13 protein-coding genes are annotated in these 19,618 nt (G+C 63.0%); 2 read left to right on the top strand and 11 right to left on the bottom strand.

Annotated elements, in window-relative coordinates; genetic code table 11:
- From PU133_RS00530 to PU133_RS00540, 3 genes are all read right to left on the bottom strand, one after another.
- Positions 1–882 (bottom strand): carbohydrate ABC transporter permease, encoded by an 882-nt coding sequence (locus PU133_RS00530; protein ID WP_404863073.1) that lies wholly within the window; start codon positions 880–882, stop codon positions 1–3.
- Positions 879–1,799, bottom strand: a complete 921-nt coding sequence (locus PU133_RS00535) for a carbohydrate ABC transporter permease (protein ID WP_126006643.1) — start codon at positions 1,797–1,799, stop codon at positions 879–881. The genes PU133_RS00530 and PU133_RS00535 overlap by 4 nt, the downstream gene beginning before the upstream one ends.
- Positions 1,800–1,912: 113 nt before the next feature.
- Positions 1,913–3,166, bottom strand: coding sequence for an ABC transporter substrate-binding protein (locus tag PU133_RS00540; protein ID WP_404864605.1), 1,254 nt, complete (start codon positions 3,164–3,166; stop codon positions 1,913–1,915).
- A gap of 234 nt (positions 3,167–3,400) precedes the next feature.
- On the opposite strand from PU133_RS00540, the gene PU133_RS00545 reads away from it, so the two are divergent.
- The gene (locus tag PU133_RS00545; RefSeq protein WP_404863074.1) at positions 3,401–4,453 is read left to right on the top strand and encodes a LacI family transcriptional regulator; all 1,053 of its coding nucleotides are present in this window, start codon (positions 3,401–3,403) and stop codon (positions 4,451–4,453) included.
- A gap of 50 nt (positions 4,454–4,503) precedes the next feature.
- Here PU133_RS00545 and PU133_RS00550 read toward each other — a convergent pair whose 3' ends face one another.
- The 8 genes from PU133_RS00550 to PU133_RS00585 form a co-directional block, all read right to left on the bottom strand.
- Positions 4,504–9,138 carry a translocation/assembly module TamB domain-containing protein gene (locus PU133_RS00550; protein ID WP_404863075.1) on the bottom strand — a complete coding sequence of 1,545 codons (4,635 nt, stop codon included), beginning with the start codon at positions 9,136–9,138 and terminating at the stop codon, positions 4,504–4,506.
- Complete coding sequence (locus PU133_RS00555) at positions 9,135–11,048, bottom strand: autotransporter assembly complex family protein (RefSeq protein WP_404863076.1); 1,914 nt, start codon at positions 11,046–11,048, stop codon at positions 9,135–9,137. The genes PU133_RS00550 and PU133_RS00555 overlap by 4 nt, the downstream gene beginning before the upstream one ends.
- A gap of 178 nt (positions 11,049–11,226) precedes the next feature.
- Positions 11,227–12,156 (bottom strand): transglutaminase family protein, encoded by a 930-nt coding sequence (locus PU133_RS00560; RefSeq protein ID WP_404863077.1) that lies wholly within the window; start codon positions 12,154–12,156, stop codon positions 11,227–11,229.
- A 130-nt stretch (positions 12,157–12,286) separates the two neighbouring features.
- Positions 12,287–13,114 carry a universal stress protein gene (locus PU133_RS00565; protein ID WP_164527746.1) on the bottom strand — a complete coding sequence of 276 codons (828 nt, stop codon included), beginning with the start codon at positions 13,112–13,114 and terminating at the stop codon, positions 12,287–12,289.
- 19 nt (positions 13,115–13,133) lie between these two features.
- The gene (locus tag PU133_RS00570; RefSeq protein WP_164527747.1) at positions 13,134–13,493 is read right to left on the bottom strand and encodes an ATPase inhibitor subunit zeta; all 360 of its coding nucleotides are present in this window, start codon (positions 13,491–13,493) and stop codon (positions 13,134–13,136) included.
- 167 nt (positions 13,494–13,660) lie between these two features.
- Positions 13,661–13,879, bottom strand: coding sequence for a hypothetical protein (locus PU133_RS00575; protein WP_126006658.1), 219 nt, complete (start codon positions 13,877–13,879; stop codon positions 13,661–13,663).
- Between the two features lie 108 nt (positions 13,880–13,987).
- On the bottom strand, positions 13,988–16,435 hold the full coding sequence (locus PU133_RS00580; RefSeq protein WP_404863078.1) for a DNA gyrase subunit B: 2,448 nt from the start codon (positions 16,433–16,435) through the stop codon (positions 13,988–13,990).
- 166 nt (positions 16,436–16,601) lie between these two features.
- The gene (locus PU133_RS00585; protein ID WP_205665500.1) at positions 16,602–17,324 is read right to left on the bottom strand and encodes a LuxR C-terminal-related transcriptional regulator; all 723 of its coding nucleotides are present in this window, start codon (positions 17,322–17,324) and stop codon (positions 16,602–16,604) included.
- Positions 17,325–17,564: 240 nt separating this feature from the next.
- On the opposite strand from PU133_RS00585, the gene PU133_RS00590 reads away from it, so the two are divergent.
- Entirely contained in the window at positions 17,565–19,580 is a 2,016-nt protein-coding gene (locus PU133_RS00590) for a hydantoinase/oxoprolinase N-terminal domain-containing protein (RefSeq protein ID WP_404863079.1), read from the top strand.
- Positions 19,581–19,618 lie beyond the last annotated feature (38 nt).

Consider the following 19,618-nt stretch of genomic DNA (forward strand, 5'->3'; position numbering starts at 1 on the left):
TTATCCCTTCACCGCGCCGGCCATCAGACCGCGCACGAAATAGCGCCCCGCGACGACATAGACGATCAGCGTCGGCAGAGCGGCGAACATGGCGGCTGCCATGTCCACATTGTATTCCTTCACGCCCGTCGACGACGAGACGAGGTTGTTCAAGGCAACCGTCATCGGCGCTCCACCGCCCGAGGCGAAGGAGACCCCGAACAGGAAGTCGTTCCAGATATTGGTGAACTGGTAGATGACCGTTACGACGATGATCGGCCCGGAGCTTGGCAGCAGGATGCGCCAGAATATCTTGAAGAAGCCGGCGCCATCCATCTGGGCGGCCTTGATCAGTTCATCCGGAAACGCCTCATAATAGTTGCGGAAAAACAGCGTCGTGAAGCCGAGACCGTAGACGACGTGGACCAGCACGAGCCCCGTCGTGGAATTCGACAGGCCGATGAGCCCGAGCACGCGCGCCATCGGGATCAGGACCGCCTGGAACGGGATGAAGCATGCGAATAGCATCATGCCGAAGACGAGCTTGTGGCCGGGAAAGCGCCATTTCGTCAACACGTAGCCATTGAGCGCGCCGAGGATCGTGGAGATCGCCACGGCCGGAATGACCATCTTGATGGAATTCCAGAAATAGCCGCTGATCCCCGTACAATTGACGCCGACGCACGCGGTGCCCCAGGCCTTGGCCCAGGCTTCGAATGACGGTTCTTGGGGCAGCGACAGCATGTTGCCCGAACGGATCTCGGCCAGCGGCTTCAGCGACGTGATGATCATCACGAAGAGCGGTAAGAGGTAGATCAGCGCGAACAGAACCAGGATCGCGTAGATGAAATACCGGGCAAAGCGTGCCGAGCCCGGCGAGACGGATGTGGCAGCCGCGCTCATCGCTCACGCTCCCTCAGTTCCGAATAGAGATAGGGGATAATGATGGCGGAGATGCCCATCAGCATCATGACCGCGCTGGCCGAGCCAACGGCCATTTGGCTGCGCGTGAAAGTGTAGGCATACATGAAGGTCGACGGCAGTTCCGTCGCGTTCCCAGGTCCGCCGCCGGTCAATGCAATCACAAGGTCGTAGGACTTGATCGCCATGTGGGCGAGCACGATGACGGCCGACAGGAAAGCCGGCCGCAACAGCGGAATGATGATCCGGCGATAAATCGCATAGGTGGAAGCGCCATCGATTTCGGCGGCCTTGATGATTTCGCTGTCGATGCCGCGCAGACCGGCGAGGAACATGGCCATGACGAAGCCGGAGGCCTGCCAGACGCCCGCGATCACGACCGTATAGATCGCCATGTCGGTGCTCGTCAGCCAGTCGAACTCGAAACTTTCCCAGCCCCACTGCTTCATGGTGCGCTCGAGCCCGAGGCCCGGATTGAGGAACCACTTCCACGCCGTACCGGTGACGACGAAAGAAAGCGCCATCGGGTAAAGGAAGATCGGCCTCAGCACGCCTTCGCCGCGAATACGCTGGTCGAGAAGAATCGCAAGCGTCAGACCGATGGCGATGCAGAAGAAGATGTAGAGCGAGCCGAAGATCGCGAGGTTCTGCAGCGCCACATACCAGTTGGGCTGCGACCACAAATTCACATAGGCGCCGAAACCGACCAGTTCATAGACCGGCAGGATGCGCGAATTGGTGAAGGAGAGATAGAGCGTCCACAGGATGAACCCGTAGACGAAGAACAGGATCAGCGCGAAGGAGGGTGCGAGCACCACTTTCGGCAGGATGTCGCGGGCCTTGTCGAGGACCCCGGCCCTGTGGCGCACCGGCTCGACCGCGTCCACTGTGACGGTCATGTCCGCCCTCTCCCCATGTGTATCGGATTGTTGGGCGCATGGCCGGCACCATCTGCCGGCCATGCACGCCTTGGGTCGTCGGCGCCGAAGCGCCGATGTTCAAGCCTTAGGGCTTACTGAGCCGAAGCGACGGCCTGCGGCAGGCGCTCGAGCGCTTCGTCGGTGGTGATCTGACCGTTGAGGTGCTGCGTGATCACGTCGTACATGGCTTCCTTGACGGCAGCCGGCTGAGCGTGGCCATGGGCCATCGAGCCTGCGAGGTTCCCGCTTTCGGCAGCTTCGGCGAGATCGGCCATGCCCTTCTTGCCGCAATCGTCGAACTCGGTGTCTTCAACGTCGGTACGGGCAGGAACGGAGCCCTTGACGGTGTTGAAGGCAACCTGGAAGGCCGGATCCATGACGGCAGACGCCATCAGGTTCTGGGCTTCGCGCTGGTCGTCACCGACTTCGAACATGACGAACTGGTCGGAGTTGAACAGAACGCTGCCCTGGGTGCCCGGGAAGCGCATGCAGACGAAGTCTTCGCCCGGCGTCAGGTCTGCGCGCAGGAACTCGCCCTTTGCCCAGTCGCCCATCTGCTGAGCGCCAGCTTCGCCTTCGATGACCATGGCCGATGCCAGGTTCCAGTCGCGGCCCGAGAAGTTCTCGTCGAAATAGGTTGCGAGCTGGGTCATGTTATCGAAGACTTCGCGCATCGTGTCGCCGGTCAGCGCTTCTTCGTTCAGTTCGATGACGGCGTCACGGTAGAAGTCCATGCCACCGACGGAAAGAACGACGTTTTCCCAAAGCGTCGCATCCTGCCAGGGCTGGCCGCCATGGGCGAGCGGGGTGATGCCCTGCTCCTTGAAGGAGTCGAGCATGGCAATCAGGCCAGCGAAATCGGTCGGCTCTTCGCCGCCTGCCGCATCGAAGGCTTCCTTGTTCACCCAGAGCCAGTTGGTCGAGTGCACGTTGACGGGAGCAGCGATCCAGTTGCCGTCGTACTTGGAGAACTCCTGAAGAGCAGCCGGCACGACATCGTCCCAGCCTTCTTCGGCCGCGAGATCGTTCAGGTTGGCGACGACGCCGAGTTCAGCCCAGTCCTTGATGTCGAAACCGAGCATCTGAACGGCCGTCGGCGCATCGCCGGACGTGACGCGGGCGCGCAGAGCGGTCATGGCCTGGGTACCGCCACCGCCGGCAACCGGCATGTCGGTCCAGCTTACGCCTTCACCTTCCAGGTTTTCTTTCAGAACGTTGACAGCTGCAGCCTCGCCACCGGCAGTCCACCAGTGCAGAACTTCAACGCTCTTGTCCTGGGCGCTGGCACTGCCGGCGGAAAGCGCCAGAAGTGCGGTACCAGCGGCCAGTTTTGCAATCGTGCGAATAGTCATGGAAACCTCCCATCGTGTCCGGTTCCTTCCGGACGTGGGGATTTATAACGATACAAGCTTGGAGATTGTCAAGCCGGGAAGATCAAACCGATTTAAAATTGTGCAACAGGCGCGATATGATCGTTTTCTCGCCGTTTCACCTATGCGAATTGTGCTTCCGATCGCCCCTCATTCATGTTTATAACGTTGCAAATGCGTGGGGAGACGCAAAAATCGGGAGGCTGCAGCATGAGTGGACGGGATGACCTCCCGCGCCGGGACGTGGATGATGCCGGCGGCAAGCCGACATTGCGGACGATCGCCGAGATCACCGGTCTTGCGGTCACAACCGTATCCCGAGCGCTGAGCGGCGCACCGCAGATCGCGCTCGAGACGCGCCAGCGCGTGCGCCAGGTGGCCGATCATATCGGCTACATGCCCGATCGGGCTGCGCAGCGGCTGCGCACAGGGCGCACCAATGTCATCAGCCTCATTCTCGATCCCCACGAGGAAATCATCAATTTCGGCACGTCGCTGATCCGCGGCATCAGCACGGCGCTTAGGCAAACGCCTTACCATCTGGTCATCACCCCCTCTTTCGAGGATGCGCCGAACCTCGATCCCGTGCGCTACATCATGCGCAACCGGATGGCGGACGGCATCATTTTTTCGCGCACGCAGCCCTTTGACGAACGGGTGCGGCTGCTGCTCGAAAACGACTTTCCCTTCGTCTCGCACGGGCGCACGGAACTGTCCGTGCCGCACCCTTACGTCGACTACGACAATGAGGAGTTCGCCTTCCTGGCGACGATGAAGCTGATCGCGGCCGGGCGCACCAAGCCGGCGATCATCCTGCCGCCCGAGCGGTTTACCTTTCATCATCACCTTCGCTACGGCTTCATGAAGGCGGTGCGCATGCAGGGCGTGGACTACGAGGTCCTGTCCGGTGTCAGCCTCGATAGCTCGGCGGAGACGATCCATGCGCGCATTCTGGCCCGGCTCGACGAAGCGTCGCCGCCCGACGGCTATGTCTGCGGCGGGGAAGTCTCGGCGCTGGCCGTGATGGCCGCTTACACGGATCGCGCCATGGTGCCTGGCCGGGACGTGGGCATCGTGGCGAAGAAGACCTCGACGCTCTTCACGCCGGTTCGGCCGCGGATCGATACGATCGAAGAGGATTTGGCCGCTGCCGGCGAGGCCATGGGGCGGCTGCTTTTGAAGCGCATCGGTGGTGCAGCCGCGGAGGACCTTCAGGAATTGCATCGCCCTCAGATGGAGACCGCCGACGCAACGGCTGCCTGATCCAACCCGAACGATCGCCGCCCGACGGGGCGGCAAATCCGAGTTTCCCGTCAGTAATCGCGCTCGAAGAAGATGCCGAGGCTCGTGTCGCCGTCGGCACCTGCGGCACCGCGTGCTTTTAGGCTGTCGGTGATGTCGAGATCGATGGTGACCTCGCTGGAATCTCCCGAACCGGCCTGGATGCCGAGATAGACGTTGTCGCGCAGATACCGGCCAGCCCTGAGCGCGGCGTTGCCTTCGTCGTCGGTAACGACATCGAGATCATCCAACCCAGTCGACTGGCGCAATTGACCCAAAAGCGAGGTGTTCTGCCCGCCCGAGAGTTCGGCGACGGCGGCAGCGAGCTGTGCGATCTGGAATGCCGACAGGTCGGCGATACCGCGATCGAAGATCAGGCGCGAGATCACCTCGTCTTCCGGCAATTCCGGCTGCGAGGAGAAGTCGATCTGGATGTCGGACGCCCTTCCCGACACGGTGATAATGACTGTCGTATCGCCGGATTGGGACGAGGCCGTCAGGTTCACGAACGGGTCGAGATCACCGATGAGCGTGACGTTGCCCTCGTCGAACACAATGCGCCGTCCGAGGATCGAGAGACGACCGCGGATGAGGTCGAATGCACCGACCGGCTGAACGTTGGTCGCCGGGCCAGTGATGCGAAGGCTGCCGCCGAGTTCCGCATCGAGGCCACGGCCGCGGACGAAGATTTGGTTGTTGGCGTTCACCTGTATGTCGAACTGGACCACGCTCGGCCGTGCCGTCGGTACGGGCATTTCGCCGTCCTGGCGCAGACGGGCACGATCGAGCGTTGCGGCAACGGCCGGCGGCGGGTCGATGTGCCGAACATCCGTCAGGCCATTGGCACCGGCGCCACCTTCCGGAATGCCGATCTCGGCATTGTCGATGTTGACGGTGCCGGACACCAACGGATCGCGGGTGAGACCGCCGGTGACAGCGAGGTTGCCCGAGGCCGTCACGATCAGGAAATCGCCGTCGGCATAACGCGTCTGGTTGAGTGCGATGTTGATATTGGCCGGGAAGCCGGCGGCGGCATCGAGCGAAATGGTGCCGCCAACGGTGATGGTGCCGCCGGTGGAGAGGCCCGCCTGGAACGTGTTGATCGTGACCTGCTGGCCCTGGATCGATGCCATGACATTGATGCCGCGCAACTGCACATTCGTATCGGGATCGAGCACTGCGGCGTTCGAGGTGGACACCATGCCGTCGAAGCGCGGATCGGCGATGGAGCCCGACGCCCGCACGGACAGTTCCACAGTGCCATCGACACGCGTGCCGCGCTCGGCCAGCGCCACATTGGCGATGGAGAGCGGAGCGCGGCCCTGCACGTTGACATTCAGCCCGCTGCCGGTGAGCGGAACCGTACCCGACGCGGAGATGTCGATGCCCTGTCCGTTGGTGACCGTGGCCGAGGAGAGTGCAACGGACTGCTCGGCGAAGCGGCCGCTGGCAGCGACGCCGAGCGGCGTGATCCCATTGCTGGCAAGCGCGCTTGCCGAGACGCTTGAGCCGGTGACGTCGAAAGCAACCACCGGGGCCGCGATCGTTCCCGTCACCCGCGCATCGGCGGAAACGCGGCCCTGAAGCCCCTGATTGCCGGCCAGTGCGTCGATCGTCGCCAGCGGCAATTCGTTGACCGTGACGTCAAGAGCGAGTTGGCCGTCGCCGATGGGCGCGGAGCCGGATATGTTGACGTTGATGCCACCAGCCGCCGCAAGCTGCGCATCGAGGTTGACCCGATTGCCCGACGAGCGACCCGAAGCATCGACCGAAATTGCGCCGAGACCGAGTTCACGCACCGGCGCGGCGGTGATGCCCCGGCCTTGAACGTCGAAGGTGATGTCCGGCGCATCCCGCGTGCCGCGGATTTGCGCCGTGCCGTTCACCGTGCCGGCCGCCTGGAGGTCGGGCATGATCGTGTTGGCGATCGAAAGCGGAAGGGCGCGGATCGCGACATCGAGGTTAATCTCGTTTGCGACCGTGCCGCTTGCCCGGATCTCGCCTCCGGCGACGTCGAGCACGATGTCGCTCAGCGTATAGCGCTCGCCTTCGACCAGGACTTCCGCCGGTTGCAGAAGCCGTGCCGCCGTCTGGCCTTGCCTCAAAGCGAGTTCGGCCAAAGCCACGCGGAAACCCGTTTCGATGTCTTCCAGCGCACCGGAAAGCGCGATCGTCGTGCCGCCTGCCAGGTTGGCATTGGCCGTGAAGTCCGTCAGGGCGCCCTGCCGGTTGGCCGTCGCGTTGAGCCGCTCGACGACGGTGCCGCCCGCTTCCAGCCCGGCTGCTTCTACCGTGCCGTCGATCTTCGGAATCTCGAACAGGTCTTCGATCGTCGCATCGATCTGCGCGGAGGACAGCGTGACGGCCTCGGCGGCGATGTTGGAAAGATTGGCCGAAACGACTGCGTTTTGACGCCCTTCGACGATGATGAACTCGATATCGGCATTGGCCGCGCCGGTGGCATCCTGAAGCGCAAGCGCAGCCAGCGTCTCGATTTCAGGCGCATCCAGCGTGATCGCGCCGCTCAGCAGGCCATCGGCATTTTGTTCGACCGAGCCGGCAATCGTCGCGCCGCCTGCCCGGAAATCGAGATTGTCGAGGGCGCGGCGCTCCGGTGAGGCAAACAGATCGGCGCTGAGGCCGATGCGCTGACCGTCGAGGAAGGCATCCACCAACAACTCGCCTTCGACGCCACTACCGTAGGGCGAACCCGTCGTCGCATCGACGCCGATCACGTTGCCTTGGAAGCCGAAGGTTGCCTCGCGCAGCGGACGGTCGACGAGTGTGCCGCTCGGGATGCTGCCCTGAAGATCGAGCGCAACGGGACCACCGTCTCCGGTCGCCGTTCCCGTCAGTGTCAGCCGGCCGGATGCATCCTCACTGACCAGCGCGAGATCGGCGAGCATGATGTCGAGCGCGATGTCGGCGCGTTCAGTCGAATAAACCCCGTCGGCCACAAGGCTGAACTGCTCGTTCTCGATGCGGAAATCACCGGCCTGAAAACCAGCCTCGCCACGGGCAAGCCTGCCGGACAATTGCACGGTGCTCTCGATCAACGCATCGAGCGCCGGTGTACCGACCTGCAACCCAGTGCCGCTGCCGTCCAGCGTCAGGTCGAATGCGCCCGAAATCGGCGCCAGCGTACCGTCGGCCGTCAGATCGATGCTGCCTTCGAGCGGGCGTCCTGCAAGATCGGCGAAAGGCGCGATGCTTTCGGCGACGACGCCGATCGTGCCGGTATAGGCGAACTCCTCGATTGCTCCTGCAAGCTGAAGCGCCAGCGCCTCGCCGCGAAGTTCGGCGCGCGACAGTTGCACCGCGCTGCCCGAGGACCATGCGCCATCGATCGCCAGCTCGAGCCTCTGCCCGAGCGCACTCGCCACAGCCTCGTCCTCGGCTGCGATGCCCGTCATCGCGCCTTCGACGGTGAAGGTCACGCGCCGGTTTGCCGGATCGTCCAGAGCAGCGGCGATCCCGCCGAAGGTCAGCTCCAGATCGTCTGCAGCAAGAGTGGCCGTTTCCAGCCCGCCGACAGTCAAGGCGCCCGACCAGTTCTCCGAAGCGTCGGCGCCATAATCGACCGTCAGTCGCGCCTGCCGAACACTGGTGTCGCCGCCGGCAACCGGGAGTATCACGGCGTCGCCGGACGGATCGGCAAGGGTGGCTTCAAGGCGAAGGCGCCGGAGGAAATTGTCCGCGCTGGTCTCAGCAGTCGCATTCACGGAGAGGGAGGCCGTGTCGATGGTCAGCGCCTCGACCGCGAGACCACCTTCGTCTCGCACCAGAGCGTCGACGCTCAGGCTGGCGTTATCGCCAAAGAAATCGCGGAAGGCCGGGGCAACGAGGCGGGCAATTGCGCCTTCGACATCGGCATCGACCGCCAGGCCTGCTGCGGTTCGCTCCAGGCGCGAAGTGCCAGACACGACCCGTGTTCCGTCGGCATCGAGTGTCAGCGCAACCGTCAGATCGGCGAGCGGTCCGGAGCCGGCGAGGCTGAGATCAACCGCAGGCCGGCCGTCGATCGAAAGCAGGTTTGCCAAAATCCCGTCTTGTGGCTCCGAGACGGCAAGATCGAGGTTGAGCTGCTCGGTGGCATTGGAATAGGCGAGCGCCAGCGTGAGCGATCCGCCCGGGCCATCGAGCCGCTCGATCGCGAGGTTCGTTTCCAGCGCACCATCAGTCAGGCTGATGCCGCCATTGATCGACAGGATCGATTCAAGACCGAACACCGTCGGGCCAAAAAACACTTCGGGCACGGTCAATTGCTGCAGGCGGATCGCCACAGGCAGTTCGGGAAGCGCAAATCCGCCGGCTTCCGGCGGGGGCGCGCCCTCTGCCGGAACCGGCTGGCGGCTGACCTCGATGCGATCGGCCGTCAGGCTTTCGATATCAAGCCGGCCGCGCAACAGGGCCGACCGGGTCCAGTCGATGCGCGCATTGACGATTCGCAGCCACACGCCCTCGCGGTCGGCGACGGTGATTTCGCCGATCACGGCCTCGGACGACAGTGCGCCCTGGATGCCGCGCAGACGGATCTGCCGGTTTTCCGCCGACAGCTGGTTCTCGACGAAGCGCGTGAAGGCCGAACGGGTTTCCGCTTCCTCGTCCTGCGCAAAGGCCGGACCAGCGAAGAGAATCGCAAGGATGATGAGGAGAAAACGGGTCAAAACGCCTGTCCTATCCCGACATAGAGGGCAAAGTCCGGATCATCCGGCCCCGGATCGAGCGGCATGGCGGCATCAAGGCGGATCGGCCCAAGGCCGGTCTGGTAACGCAGGCCGATACCGACGCCGACTTTCAGGTCTTCGGAAAAGTCCGGGAAGGATTCCGCGCCGACATAGCCGACGTCGGCAAAGCCAACGAGGCCGATCGAGTCCGTCACCTTGGTGCGAATTTCGCCGGATGCCTCGATCAGAGAACGGCCGCCGGTGACTTCGCCGCTCGGGTTGACCACCCCGATCCCGCGATAGGCATAGCCGCGCGTCGAGCCGCCGCCACCCGAAAGAAACAGCTTGTCCGGCGGGAGCTCGAAAAGATCGGCGCCCACGATGGAGCCGATCTTGAGCTTGCCGGCCAGCACGAAACGATCGTCCGCATCGATGCCGTAATAGGCCCGCGCCTCGGCTGTTGCCCGACCCGCTATGTTGCCGAACTCAAACTCGTAGAACGGCTCGGCGGTTACTTCGAGGAAGTAGCCCTCCGTCGCGTCGGCGGAGTTGTCACGCGTGTCATAGGTGAGCTTAGCCGGCAAACCAAAGGTGGTGAAGCTGCGCTCGCCGAGATCGTCTTCGAAGTCGGCATATTTCGCCTCGGCAAAGATTTCGCCGCTCAAATATTCGGAAAAGATGTGCGTGAAGCCCATGCGGGCCGCAACGGACGTCTCGGTATAGACATCGAGCACCTCACGCTTGCCGAGCAGGCTCGCGACGAAGTTGGTGTCCGGCGTGAAGACGCCCGGCCGCGTGAAGGTAGCGCCAAGCGAATAGTCGAATTCCTGAACATCGAGCGTGTCGCCGATGCCGCCGACCCGCGCGTCGAGCCTGAGACGCTCAGCCTTGCCGAACAGGTTGCGGTGCAACCAGAATGTCTCGACGCCCAGCCCATCGACCGTCGAATAGGTGCCGCCAACGCCCAGGCGGCGGAGCGGGCGCTCCTGGACATTCACCGTCATCGGCAGAAGGCCGTTGCGGGCAATTTCGTCGGCCTCGCGCACGGTGAGCGCTTGGAAGACATCGAGGCGCGCGAGGCGCTGGCGGGCCCGTTCGATATCATCGGGATCATATTCCTGCCCCTCAGGCAGGTCGGTCATGTAGCGGATATAGCCCGCATCCATGCGCTGCGCGCCTTCGACCCGCGTCTGGCCGTAGGCGGCGCGCTGGCCGGGATCGACGATGATCGACACATCCACAGTCTGGGAATTATGATTGGCGGTCACCGTCCGGTCGGCGATCTCCGCCTTGGCAAAGCCCTGTTGCCGCCAAGCTTCGGTCGCCAGTCGCTCGCCGCGAATGACCACGCCGGAACGGGCGATCTCGCCAGGTGCCAGCCCCTCTTCGGATGGCAACGCGACTTCGTCGCCACGCTCGGTCGCAGGCGGTGCCTGATTGCCGATCGTTGCCTGGCCAAATGAAAACTGCGGGCCGATATCGACGGTGATGGTCACCACGGCAGGATCGGGCAGCGTGGAGTCGACCGGCAAGTCGGCAGCTTCGCGGCCGTCGATGAGAATGCTGACCGAACCGCCATAATGCCCTTCGGTATAAAGGGCTGCGACCATGCGCGCGTAATCGGACTTGGCCCGGCCGATCAATCCTGCGGATCCGGAGGCTGGTTCGTCGCGGTCGCTCCAGAGCCTGGAGGCACCCCGCACGGCATTGAGGACGCGGCCCTCAGCAGGTCCCGCGTCGAACGTCACCTCATAGGACTGCGGATCGCCGATCACATCGGCTTCAGCCGGCTCGCTGCTCCCGAAAATGCGGATACCGAACAACTCGAAGGCAGCCGCCTGCCCACTCGTCCCGGCAATCAGCACCGCCAAGGCGATGGCTGATGCGCTCTCTCCCAGTCTTCGACGCAACGCGAACCCACTTCCTCGACAGCCGTTCGTCTTGACGCATTGCTGCGCCTTCGGAGCGGCGACCTTACGTAAACGCGGCGGCAATCGGCAAGGCAAGCAGCCCTGATTTCACGTAACTGGCAGCAACGAGGCGTGTTGGTGCAGCAAGATTGCACCACTTGACGTTGGTCGAAAGAGGTTACCGCTCTGTTAAACTCGGCGACAACGATGTGTGAGAACGGGAATGACGCGCCCAAAATGGGCTATGCCATGGCTCTATCAGAGAGTGCTTCTGCTGAATTGCTTCGGGTCGAGCAATCCTGGTCTTCGCTTCATATGTCCAGACGTTGAACATCTCCAGCGTATGGGGACCAAACGTATGGAACAGCGGAATATCGGCGGCATCCCGTCCCTTCGCGACCGCGATGCGCCCGATGCGTCGCTGGTTGTGGCGCGCGTCAAACGTGTACCAGCGATCGCCGAGATAGACTTCGAACCATGCGTTGAAATCCATCGGCGCCGGATCGACCGGAACGCCGATATCGCCCATGAAGCCATTGACGTAGCGGGCTGGAATATTGAGGCACCGGCAAAGTGCCACCGCCAGATGGGCGAAGTCGCGGCACACGCCAACGCGTTCATCGTTGGCTTGGCAGGCCGTGCGTGTCGCGCGGGCATAGCCATAGGAGAAGGTCAGGCGCTCGTGCACATAGTCGCATACCGCCTGCACGCGCTCCCAGCCCGACTGGATCGAGCCGAAGCGGCGCCAGGCGAAATCCGACAGATGTTCCGTCTCGCAGTACCGGCTCGGCAGTAGGAAGGCCAAAGCTTCTGCGGGGAGACGGTCGACGGGAACCAATTCGGCGGTCGGGTCGTACTCGTCCGGCTCGCCGTCGTCTTCAACGACGGCGTCATAGCGCAGTTCCATGCCGCCTTCGGGCACGAGGCAGCGGCGGCAGTCATTGCCATAGATGTCGCGATAGGACGCAAAACGCACGTCGTTCGACGCGCTCAACCCGGTCTCGCCAACGATATCGCGACGACGCTCGGGATGGATCGCGAGATGCATCGTCATCGGCGTCGGCTGGCTACAGGAAATTCCGATCTCAAAACCAACACGTACCAGCATGATCAACCTCCCTGCGTTTGATCCCGCTACAACCGATACGAGGCACTCTGGTTCCGCGAGGTTTGCGGTTTATCTCGCTATGATTGCAGGCAGTCACGAAAAGGGATCAAAGAGTTTCAGTGGCTTATGCTCAATGGGCGATGAACATCGGCACATCCGTATGAGCGAGCAGATGGCTCGTCGCGCCACCGAAAATCATCTGCCGCAAGCGGCTTTGCGTGTAGGCGCCCTTGATGATCAGGTCCGCACCCAGATCGTGGGCTTGCTTCATGATCGATTCGCCGGGGCCCGAAACGAGCGGTCGCGAGGCAAGCTCGGCGTTCACGCCGTGCCGCTTCAAAAACTCGACCTGGTCGGACGCGCGCGGACCGTCGACTTCCCAGCCTTCCAGGTGCAGAACGATAGCGCGTTCCGCCTGCAGCAGGATCGGCATGGCGAATGCGATGGCGCGGGCCGTTTCGAGACTGCCGTTCCAGGCGATGACGACTCTGCGGCCGATGGCCTTGGGAATTGCCGGCGGAACCAGAAGGACCGGCCGGCCGCTCTCGAAGAGGATCGTTTCCACGGTGGCGATGCGGCTGCCATCACGACGTTGCTCCGGACGAGCCAGCACGACGAGGTCGAACAGGCGCGCATAGCTCGCGACGCGCCCATCCTCTCCAAGCTCGTCCATGGCCCAGCGGTAGCAGGGACCGGTCACCTTGTCGGCACATCGTGGCAATTGAGCCTGCTGCATCTGCTGCTCAAAATGTCGTCGCGCCGTCGTCACCATGTCGCGCCGGTTGTCCGGGTCGATGTAGTGCGGGTCGATCGGAAACTCGGCTGCGATAGTGCGTGACAGATCGGGCGCGAGCGCCATTCCTTCGACAAGACTGCCGAAGACATGGGCAAAGGAGATCGCGCAATCGAAGACGGCGGCACTGGGTTGTTCGGGAACCGGAACCAACAGCGTCTTCATGCACATTCTCCAGTATCAATCAGTGCTTGCGCGCCACCATGCCCGCTTCGCCTGCATCGGGCAATGTCTGCATGCGCATCAGCGCGGAGGCACAGAACCCGTCGTAAACACGCGTCAGTTCCTGTTCGGACACACCGAGGTCGCGGTCTTTCAGATCGGCCGCAAGCCGCTTCAGAAGAAGGCCGGATCCATCGCGTGTCAGAACAGCGTGCGCATGCGTCGAGACATAGCTGTCCGCATCCGCGCCGATCAGGCCGAGCCTGTCTGCGGCCCAGCGCGCCATGTCCCGCATGGCGATGACGCGCATGCGGAATGCCGCTTCGAGATCATGGACATATTTGAGTTCGAAAGCCCGTTCGCGGTCGTCGAAGAGGGACATGCTGCATACCCCTGAACCAATGAACATTGAAGGATCATACCAGATCGCGGCTCCACTCAAAAGCCGATCGCTTGCGTCTGGCGCTGCTCAAAGAAAATGCCCCGCACTCGAGGAGCACGGGGCATGGTTTGATTGCAGTTTGCAGCAACTGCCGCAGCGCTTAGTCGTTACTGGACCGTCGGTGCCTGGGCCGGGCCGGGCTCGTCGGTCGCATCCTGCTCGATCGTGTTCTCACCCACCGGATTTTCCGGCTCCGTCGCCTCGCCGAAGAGTCCGGCGGCCGCCCACGCCAGCAAGGCGAGAACCAAGGCAACGATCAGGATCTTCAGGACGGGCAGGCCACGTTCACCCTGACGGGCCTCGCGCGGCGTCAATTTCTCGGTCATGCATCTCTCCGAATTGCATCAGCGCACCGCATCGGCGCGCTATTTCAGCTTCAGATGATGAACGACCTCGCGCTTGGAATGTTCCCTCGGTGCGCGAGGCACAGGACGTCAGATGTCGAGATTGGCGACCGTCAGCGCGTTGTCCTGGATGAACTCGCGGCGGGGTTCGACCTCGTCACCCATCAGTCTCGTGAAGAGGCTGTCGGCGTCCGTCGCGTCGCTGATCTTGACCTGCAACAGGGAGCGGACATTCGGATCGAGCGTCGTTTCCCAAAGCTGCTCGGCGTTCATTTCGCCAAGCCCTTTATAACGCTGGATCGAAAGACCCTTCCGGCCGATCGCGAAGATCGTGTCCAGCAGCAGGCGCGGTCCGGTCATCGGTGTGCGATCGTCCTTGCGCAGAAGCAGGGGTGTTTCGCCGTAGACCTCGCGCATGCGTGGCGCCATCTGATCGATGTGGCGCGCGTCGGCCGAACCGATGAGGGCGTTGTCGAGCAGATGCGACTCCTTGACGCCGCGCACCGTGCGCTCGAGCCGGATCCCGCCTTCGGAGGTGACCGTGCCCTGCCAGCCGCGCTCGGTGTCTTCGGAAATCATGTCCAGACGCCGTGCGATTTCGTCGGCGGTTTCCTGCGCTCTTTGCGGATTGGCAGTCAGGTCGGGATTGAGCGCGCCTGCGACGGCGGCCTGCTCGATCACGGAGCGATCATAGCGCGAGTGGATGCCGTCGATCAGCGTGCGGATGCGCAACGCGTCGTTGATGACGGCACGGAAATCGTTGCCGAGCCGCACTTCACCACTGCCAAGCTCCAGCGAAGCCTCTTCCAGGCCCATGGAGATCAGGTAGTCCTCCATGGCCTTCTCGTCCTTCAGGTACTGCGAGGACTTGCCGCGCGTGACCTTATAGAGCGGAGGCTGGGCAATATAGATGTGACCGCGCTCGATCAGTTCCGGCATCTGGCGGAAGAAGAAGGTGAGCAGCAGCGTGCGAATATGGGCGCCGTCGACGTCGGCGTCCGTCATGATGATGATCTTGTGGTAGCGCAGCTTGTCCGGATTGAACTCGTCCTTGCCGATACCGGCACCGAGCGCCGTGATCAGCGTGCCGACCTGATCGGACGAGATCATGCGGTCGAAGCGCGCGCGCTCGACGTTGAGGATCTTGCCGCGCAGGGGCAGAATCGCCTGGTTCTGGCGCGACCGGCCGCTCTTGGCCGAGCCGCCTGCGGAATCGCCCTCGACAATGAAAACTTCGGATTTGGCCGGATCGCGTTCCTGGCAATCGGCAAGCTTGCCCGGCAGCGAAGTGATGTCGAGCGCGCCCTTGCGCCGCGTCAACTCGCGCGCCTTGCGCGCCGCTTCACGCGCCGAAGCCGCTTCGATGACTTTTCCGACAAGGATCTTCGCCTCAGTCGGGTGTTCTTCCAGCCACTGGTTCAAGCCCTCGTTGACGAGGCTTTCGACCACGGGCCGCACTTCGGACGAAACGAGCTTGTCCTTGGTCTGCGAGGAGAATTTGGGGTCGGGAACCTTGACCGAGAGAACCGCCGTCAGGCCTTCACGGCAATCGTCACCGGTCAGCGAGACCTTTTCCTTCTTCGTCAGGCCCGATGTCTCGCCATAGGACACGATCTGGCGCGTCAGCGCGCCGCGGAAACCGGCCATATGGGTGCCGCCGTCCCGCTGGGGGATGTTGTTGGTGAAGGCCAGCACGTTTTCGTGGTAGCTGTCGTTCCACCACATCGCCACTTCGACCGTGATGCCGTCCTTTTCGCCGATCATCGTGATCGGAGCGGGGACGAGCGCCTTTTTGGAACGGTCGAGATATTTGACGAAGGCCTCGAGACCGCCCTCGTAGAGCATCTCGACTTCCTTGACGTCGGCATGCCGCTTGTCGGTCAGCTTGATGTGGACGCCCGAGTTCAGGAAGGCGAGTTCGCGCAGCCGGTGTTCCAGCGTGCCGAAATCGAATTCCGTCATCGTGAACGTCTCGCCGGAGGGCAAGAAGGTAATTTCCGTGCCGGTGTGGTTCCCGGCCTCGCCCGTGACCGCGAGCGGTGCATCCGCAACGCCGTGCGTGAAGCTCATCTCGTGCCATTTGCCGTTGCGCGCGATGCGCATCTTCAGCATCACGGAAAGCGCGTTGACCACCGAGACGCCGACGCCGTGCAGACCGCCGGAGACCTTGTAGGAGTTCTGGTCAAACTTACCGCCGGCATGAAGTTGGGTCATGATGACCTCGGCGGCGGAAACGCCCTCACCCGTGTGAATGTCGACCGGAATGCCGCGGCCGTTGTCGGTAACGGTGACCGAGCCGTCCGCATTGAGCGTGACCGTGACGATGTCGGCATGGCCGGCAAGAGCCTCGTCGATCGCATTGTCCACAACTTCGTAGACCATGTGGTGCAGGCCCGAGCCGTCATCGGTATCGCCGATATACATGCCCGGCCGCTTGCGCACGGCATCCAGCCCCTTGAGCACCTTGATCGATTCGGCGCCGTATTCGCTGTTTGCGGAAGCCTGCGGCGTTGGCTCGTTCGAAGGGGTATCGCTCATCGTCGGGAATGCTTTCGAAAGGAGGTGGATGACGGTCGGTTGTCGTGCCTAGCGCGACCCGTGGCGGAAACGGCTCCGACCGCATCGAATCGATGTCATTTCACTTTGCAAGATAATCATTCCGCACGGTTACTTCAAACTTTGGCGCCCCAAGAACTGGGGATTGCTACCCGAGCAACCCACTTCTCAGGGCTACGGCGACCGCCTGCACGCGATTGGTGGATTTCAGCTTACCCGAAGCGGTGTTGAGATAATAGTTCACCGTGTGCTCGGAGATGCCGATGATCTTGCCGATCTCGAAACTCGTCTTGCCCTCGGCCGTCCAGCGCAGGCATTCGCGCTCGCGCTCGGTGAGACGAGGCTTTTCCTCGTCGCGCGTCCCACGCAGCTTTGCGAGCTGGTCGAATATGCCCGTGGAAACAAGCTGCAGTTCACCCATTTCCTGCATGTCGAGTTCGTCACGCTGGCCCGAGTAGCCGATCGCACCCGTCCCGTAGGAGGGGCAATGCACCGGAAAATATGCCCAGCGGACCATGTCGAACTTGCGGAAGAGATCGACGACCGACGGCCGCTTCCCGGTCTCCAGGTGCGGAAGCTCATCGAGCGTGTATTGGAAGCACATGGCCGATTGGGACAAGCGCTTCAGGATAGGGCTCGAAGACCCCACCTTCCGTTCGTCATAGGTACGGGTGAGTTCGGCAGGCCAGTTGGACAGCTCCGAGAGAGCACCGATCTTCGCCTCGCCGACCGCAGGCAGCTTCAGAACCGTGAAATATGCAAAACCATATTCCTGCGTCTTGGAACGCAGCAACCGCAAGAGGTCGTAAGGCGTCTGCATGTCGCCCATGACGGCCGGCATATCCGATGCACTGGAAATGCCTAGATTCATGCCGCCGTCACCCGCTCCGTCCCGATCGAGCCGCCCAATGTCGTTTCCTGCACGCTCCACGATTGTCGAGTGCCGACAATGGGGCAGGCGCGTTCATGGAGCAAGCGGGAATGCGCGAGAACGCAACCTGTCCTCATCAAATGCTCCCGATCAAATGCCAAGCACACTTGCACGCCATGGTGCACTTGCTAGATGACGGGTCAGCATCCATCCAGGGGTTGCAGTTTCCGGGGCCAGGCTTTGAGCAACCCAATATTTCTCGGCATTGATACCGGCGGCACCTATACGGATGCCGTGCTGTTCAGCGAGACGCGCGGCGTCGTCGCGAAGGCGAAGGCGCTGACCAGCCACGACGACCTCGCGACGGGCATCGCGGCCGCCGCGGATGCCGTGATCGCGCAGTCCGGAATCGATGCAGCGTCGATCGCGCTTGTCTCCCTTTCGACGACGCTCGCGACCAACGCGCTGGTGGAAGGCCGCGGCGGACAGGTCGCACTGGTGGCGATCGGGTTCGAGCCCGCAGACCTCGAACGCGCAGGTCTTCTCGAGGCGCTGTCCGGTGCACCCGTCTACCGGCTGCCAGGCGGCCACGACGTTCACGGCAAACCACGCACGCTCGATCTTTCGGCTCTGCAAGCGGCGCTGCCGACGCTGGCCGAAGAGGCGGAAGCGATTGCAGTCGCCGGCTATTTCGCGGTGCGCAATCCAGAGCATGAGATCGCCGTTCGCGCGCTGATCCGCGAGGCGACCAGCCTGCCGGTCACCTGCAGTCACGAACTTTCGTCGAAACTCGGGGGTCCGAAGCGGGCCTTGACGACGCTTTTGAACGCGCGGCTGATCGGCATGATCGACAGGCTCATATCGGCCAGCACCGCGTTTCTTGCCGCGCGCGGCATCAGCGCCCCGCTGATGGTCGTGCGCGGCGACGGCGCGCTGATTTCGGCCTCAGAAGCACGGCTTCGGCCGATCGAGACGATCCTGTCGGGCCCGGCCGCAAGCCTTGTCGGCGCCCGTCATCTGACCGGGCTCGATCGCGCCATCGTCGCCGACATCGGCGGAACGACGACGGATATCGCCATTCTGGAAGACGGGCGGCCGCGGCTCGATCCCGAAGGCGCGCTTGTCGGTGGGTTCCGCACCATGGTGGAAGCCGTCGCGATGCAGACGCATGGGCTGGGTGGGGACAGCGATGTCTCCATCCTGCGTGACGGCATCGCTGCCGGCATTCTGCTCGGACCGCGCCGCGTGGTGCCGCTGTCGCTCGCGGCGCTCGGCAACGGCAGCGATCTCGTCTCAGCGCTTAAGCGGCAACTGGCCAACGACCGGCCCGGACGGCTCGACGGGCGCTTTGCGGCGCGAACCGCCATGACGCCGCCGCGCCATCTGCCGGACCGCGACCGCTCACTGCTTGCGCGGCTCGGCCACGATTTCCGCCCTCTCGATACGGTCCTCGTCAGTGCATCCGAACGGTCGGCGCTCGATAGGCTTGCCGCCCAAGGGCTCGTGCGCATCAGCGCTTTCACGCCAACCGACGCGATGCATGTGCTCGGGCGCTTGTCGCTCTGGAACAGCGAAGCCGCCCGACTCGGCGGGGCGCTTCTCGCCCGTCAGCGTGACGGCAGGGGCGATACGCTGGCCGTCGACGAAGCGGCCCTGGCCGAGCGCGTGATCGCTACGCTGACGGAGATATCCGCCCACAAGGTTCTGGAAGCCGGGCTCAGCGAGGATGCCGCGCGCGGGTTTGGGCCCTCCTTCGATCCGGCACGCACGGAGGCAGTGCGGCGTGCGCTGGCCCGCCCGACATCGATCATCGGCTTCCGGCTTTCGCTCGATCGCCGGCTGGTCGGGCTGGGCGCTTCTGCTGCTACCTATTATCCGGGGATCGGCGCGTTGCTTGGAGCGGAGATCGTCGTGCCGGACCATGCGGATGTCGCTAACGCGATCGGTGCCGTGGTCGGGCAAATCACCGAGATGGCCGAGGTTCTCGTCACCGCGCCGGAACCAAGCGTTTTCCTTGTTAGCGGCGGTGCGCAGATGGAACGGTTCGACGCCGAGGAACCTGCCCTTAGAAATGCCCGCGAAACCGCAAGCGCAATCGCCCGTGCGAAGGCCGAACGCGCCGGCGCCAGTGATCCGTCATTGGCCGTGGACGAGCACATTTCCGCTCCGGTCATCGATGGGCAGCGCCAGTTCGTCGAAGCGCGGATCCGCGCTGTCAGCTCCGGAAGACCACGGCTTGCGGTCGATCCGGTCTGATTGTTTCCAAAATGGAACAAATCTTTGGAATTGATGAT

The organism is Georhizobium sp. MAB10 (assembly GCF_045012825.1).
Lineage (GTDB): Bacteria > Pseudomonadota > Alphaproteobacteria > Rhizobiales > Rhizobiaceae > Georhizobium > Georhizobium profundi.

Excerpts from the sequence above, each read along its gene's own strand:
- PU133_RS00530 (WP_404863073.1), bottom strand. The coding sequence starts at position 882 with ATGAGCGCGGCTGCCACATCCGTCTCGCCGGGCTCGGCACGCTTTGCC.
- PU133_RS00535 (WP_126006643.1), bottom strand. The coding sequence starts at position 1,799 with ATGACCGTCACAGTGGACGCGGTCGAGCCGGTGCGCCACAGGGCCGGG.
- PU133_RS00545 (WP_404863074.1), top strand. The coding sequence starts at position 3,401 with ATGAGTGGACGGGATGACCTCCCGCGCCGGGACGTGGATGATGCCGGC.
- PU133_RS00560 (WP_404863077.1), bottom strand. The coding sequence starts at position 12,156 with ATGCTGGTACGTGTTGGTTTTGAGATCGGAATTTCCTGTAGCCAGCCG.
- PU133_RS00565 (WP_164527746.1), bottom strand. The coding sequence starts at position 13,114 with ATGAAGACGCTGTTGGTTCCGGTTCCCGAACAACCCAGTGCCGCCGTC.
- PU133_RS00570 (WP_164527747.1), bottom strand. The coding sequence starts at position 13,493 with ATGTCCCTCTTCGACGACCGCGAACGGGCTTTCGAACTCAAATATGTC.
- PU133_RS00575 (WP_126006658.1), bottom strand. The coding sequence starts at position 13,879 with ATGACCGAGAAATTGACGCCGCGCGAGGCCCGTCAGGGTGAACGTGGC.
- PU133_RS00580 (WP_404863078.1), bottom strand. The coding sequence starts at position 16,435 with ATGAGCGATACCCCTTCGAACGAGCCAACGCCGCAGGCTTCCGCAAAC.
- PU133_RS00585 (WP_205665500.1), bottom strand. The coding sequence starts at position 17,324 with ATGAATCTAGGCATTTCCAGTGCATCGGATATGCCGGCCGTCATGGGC.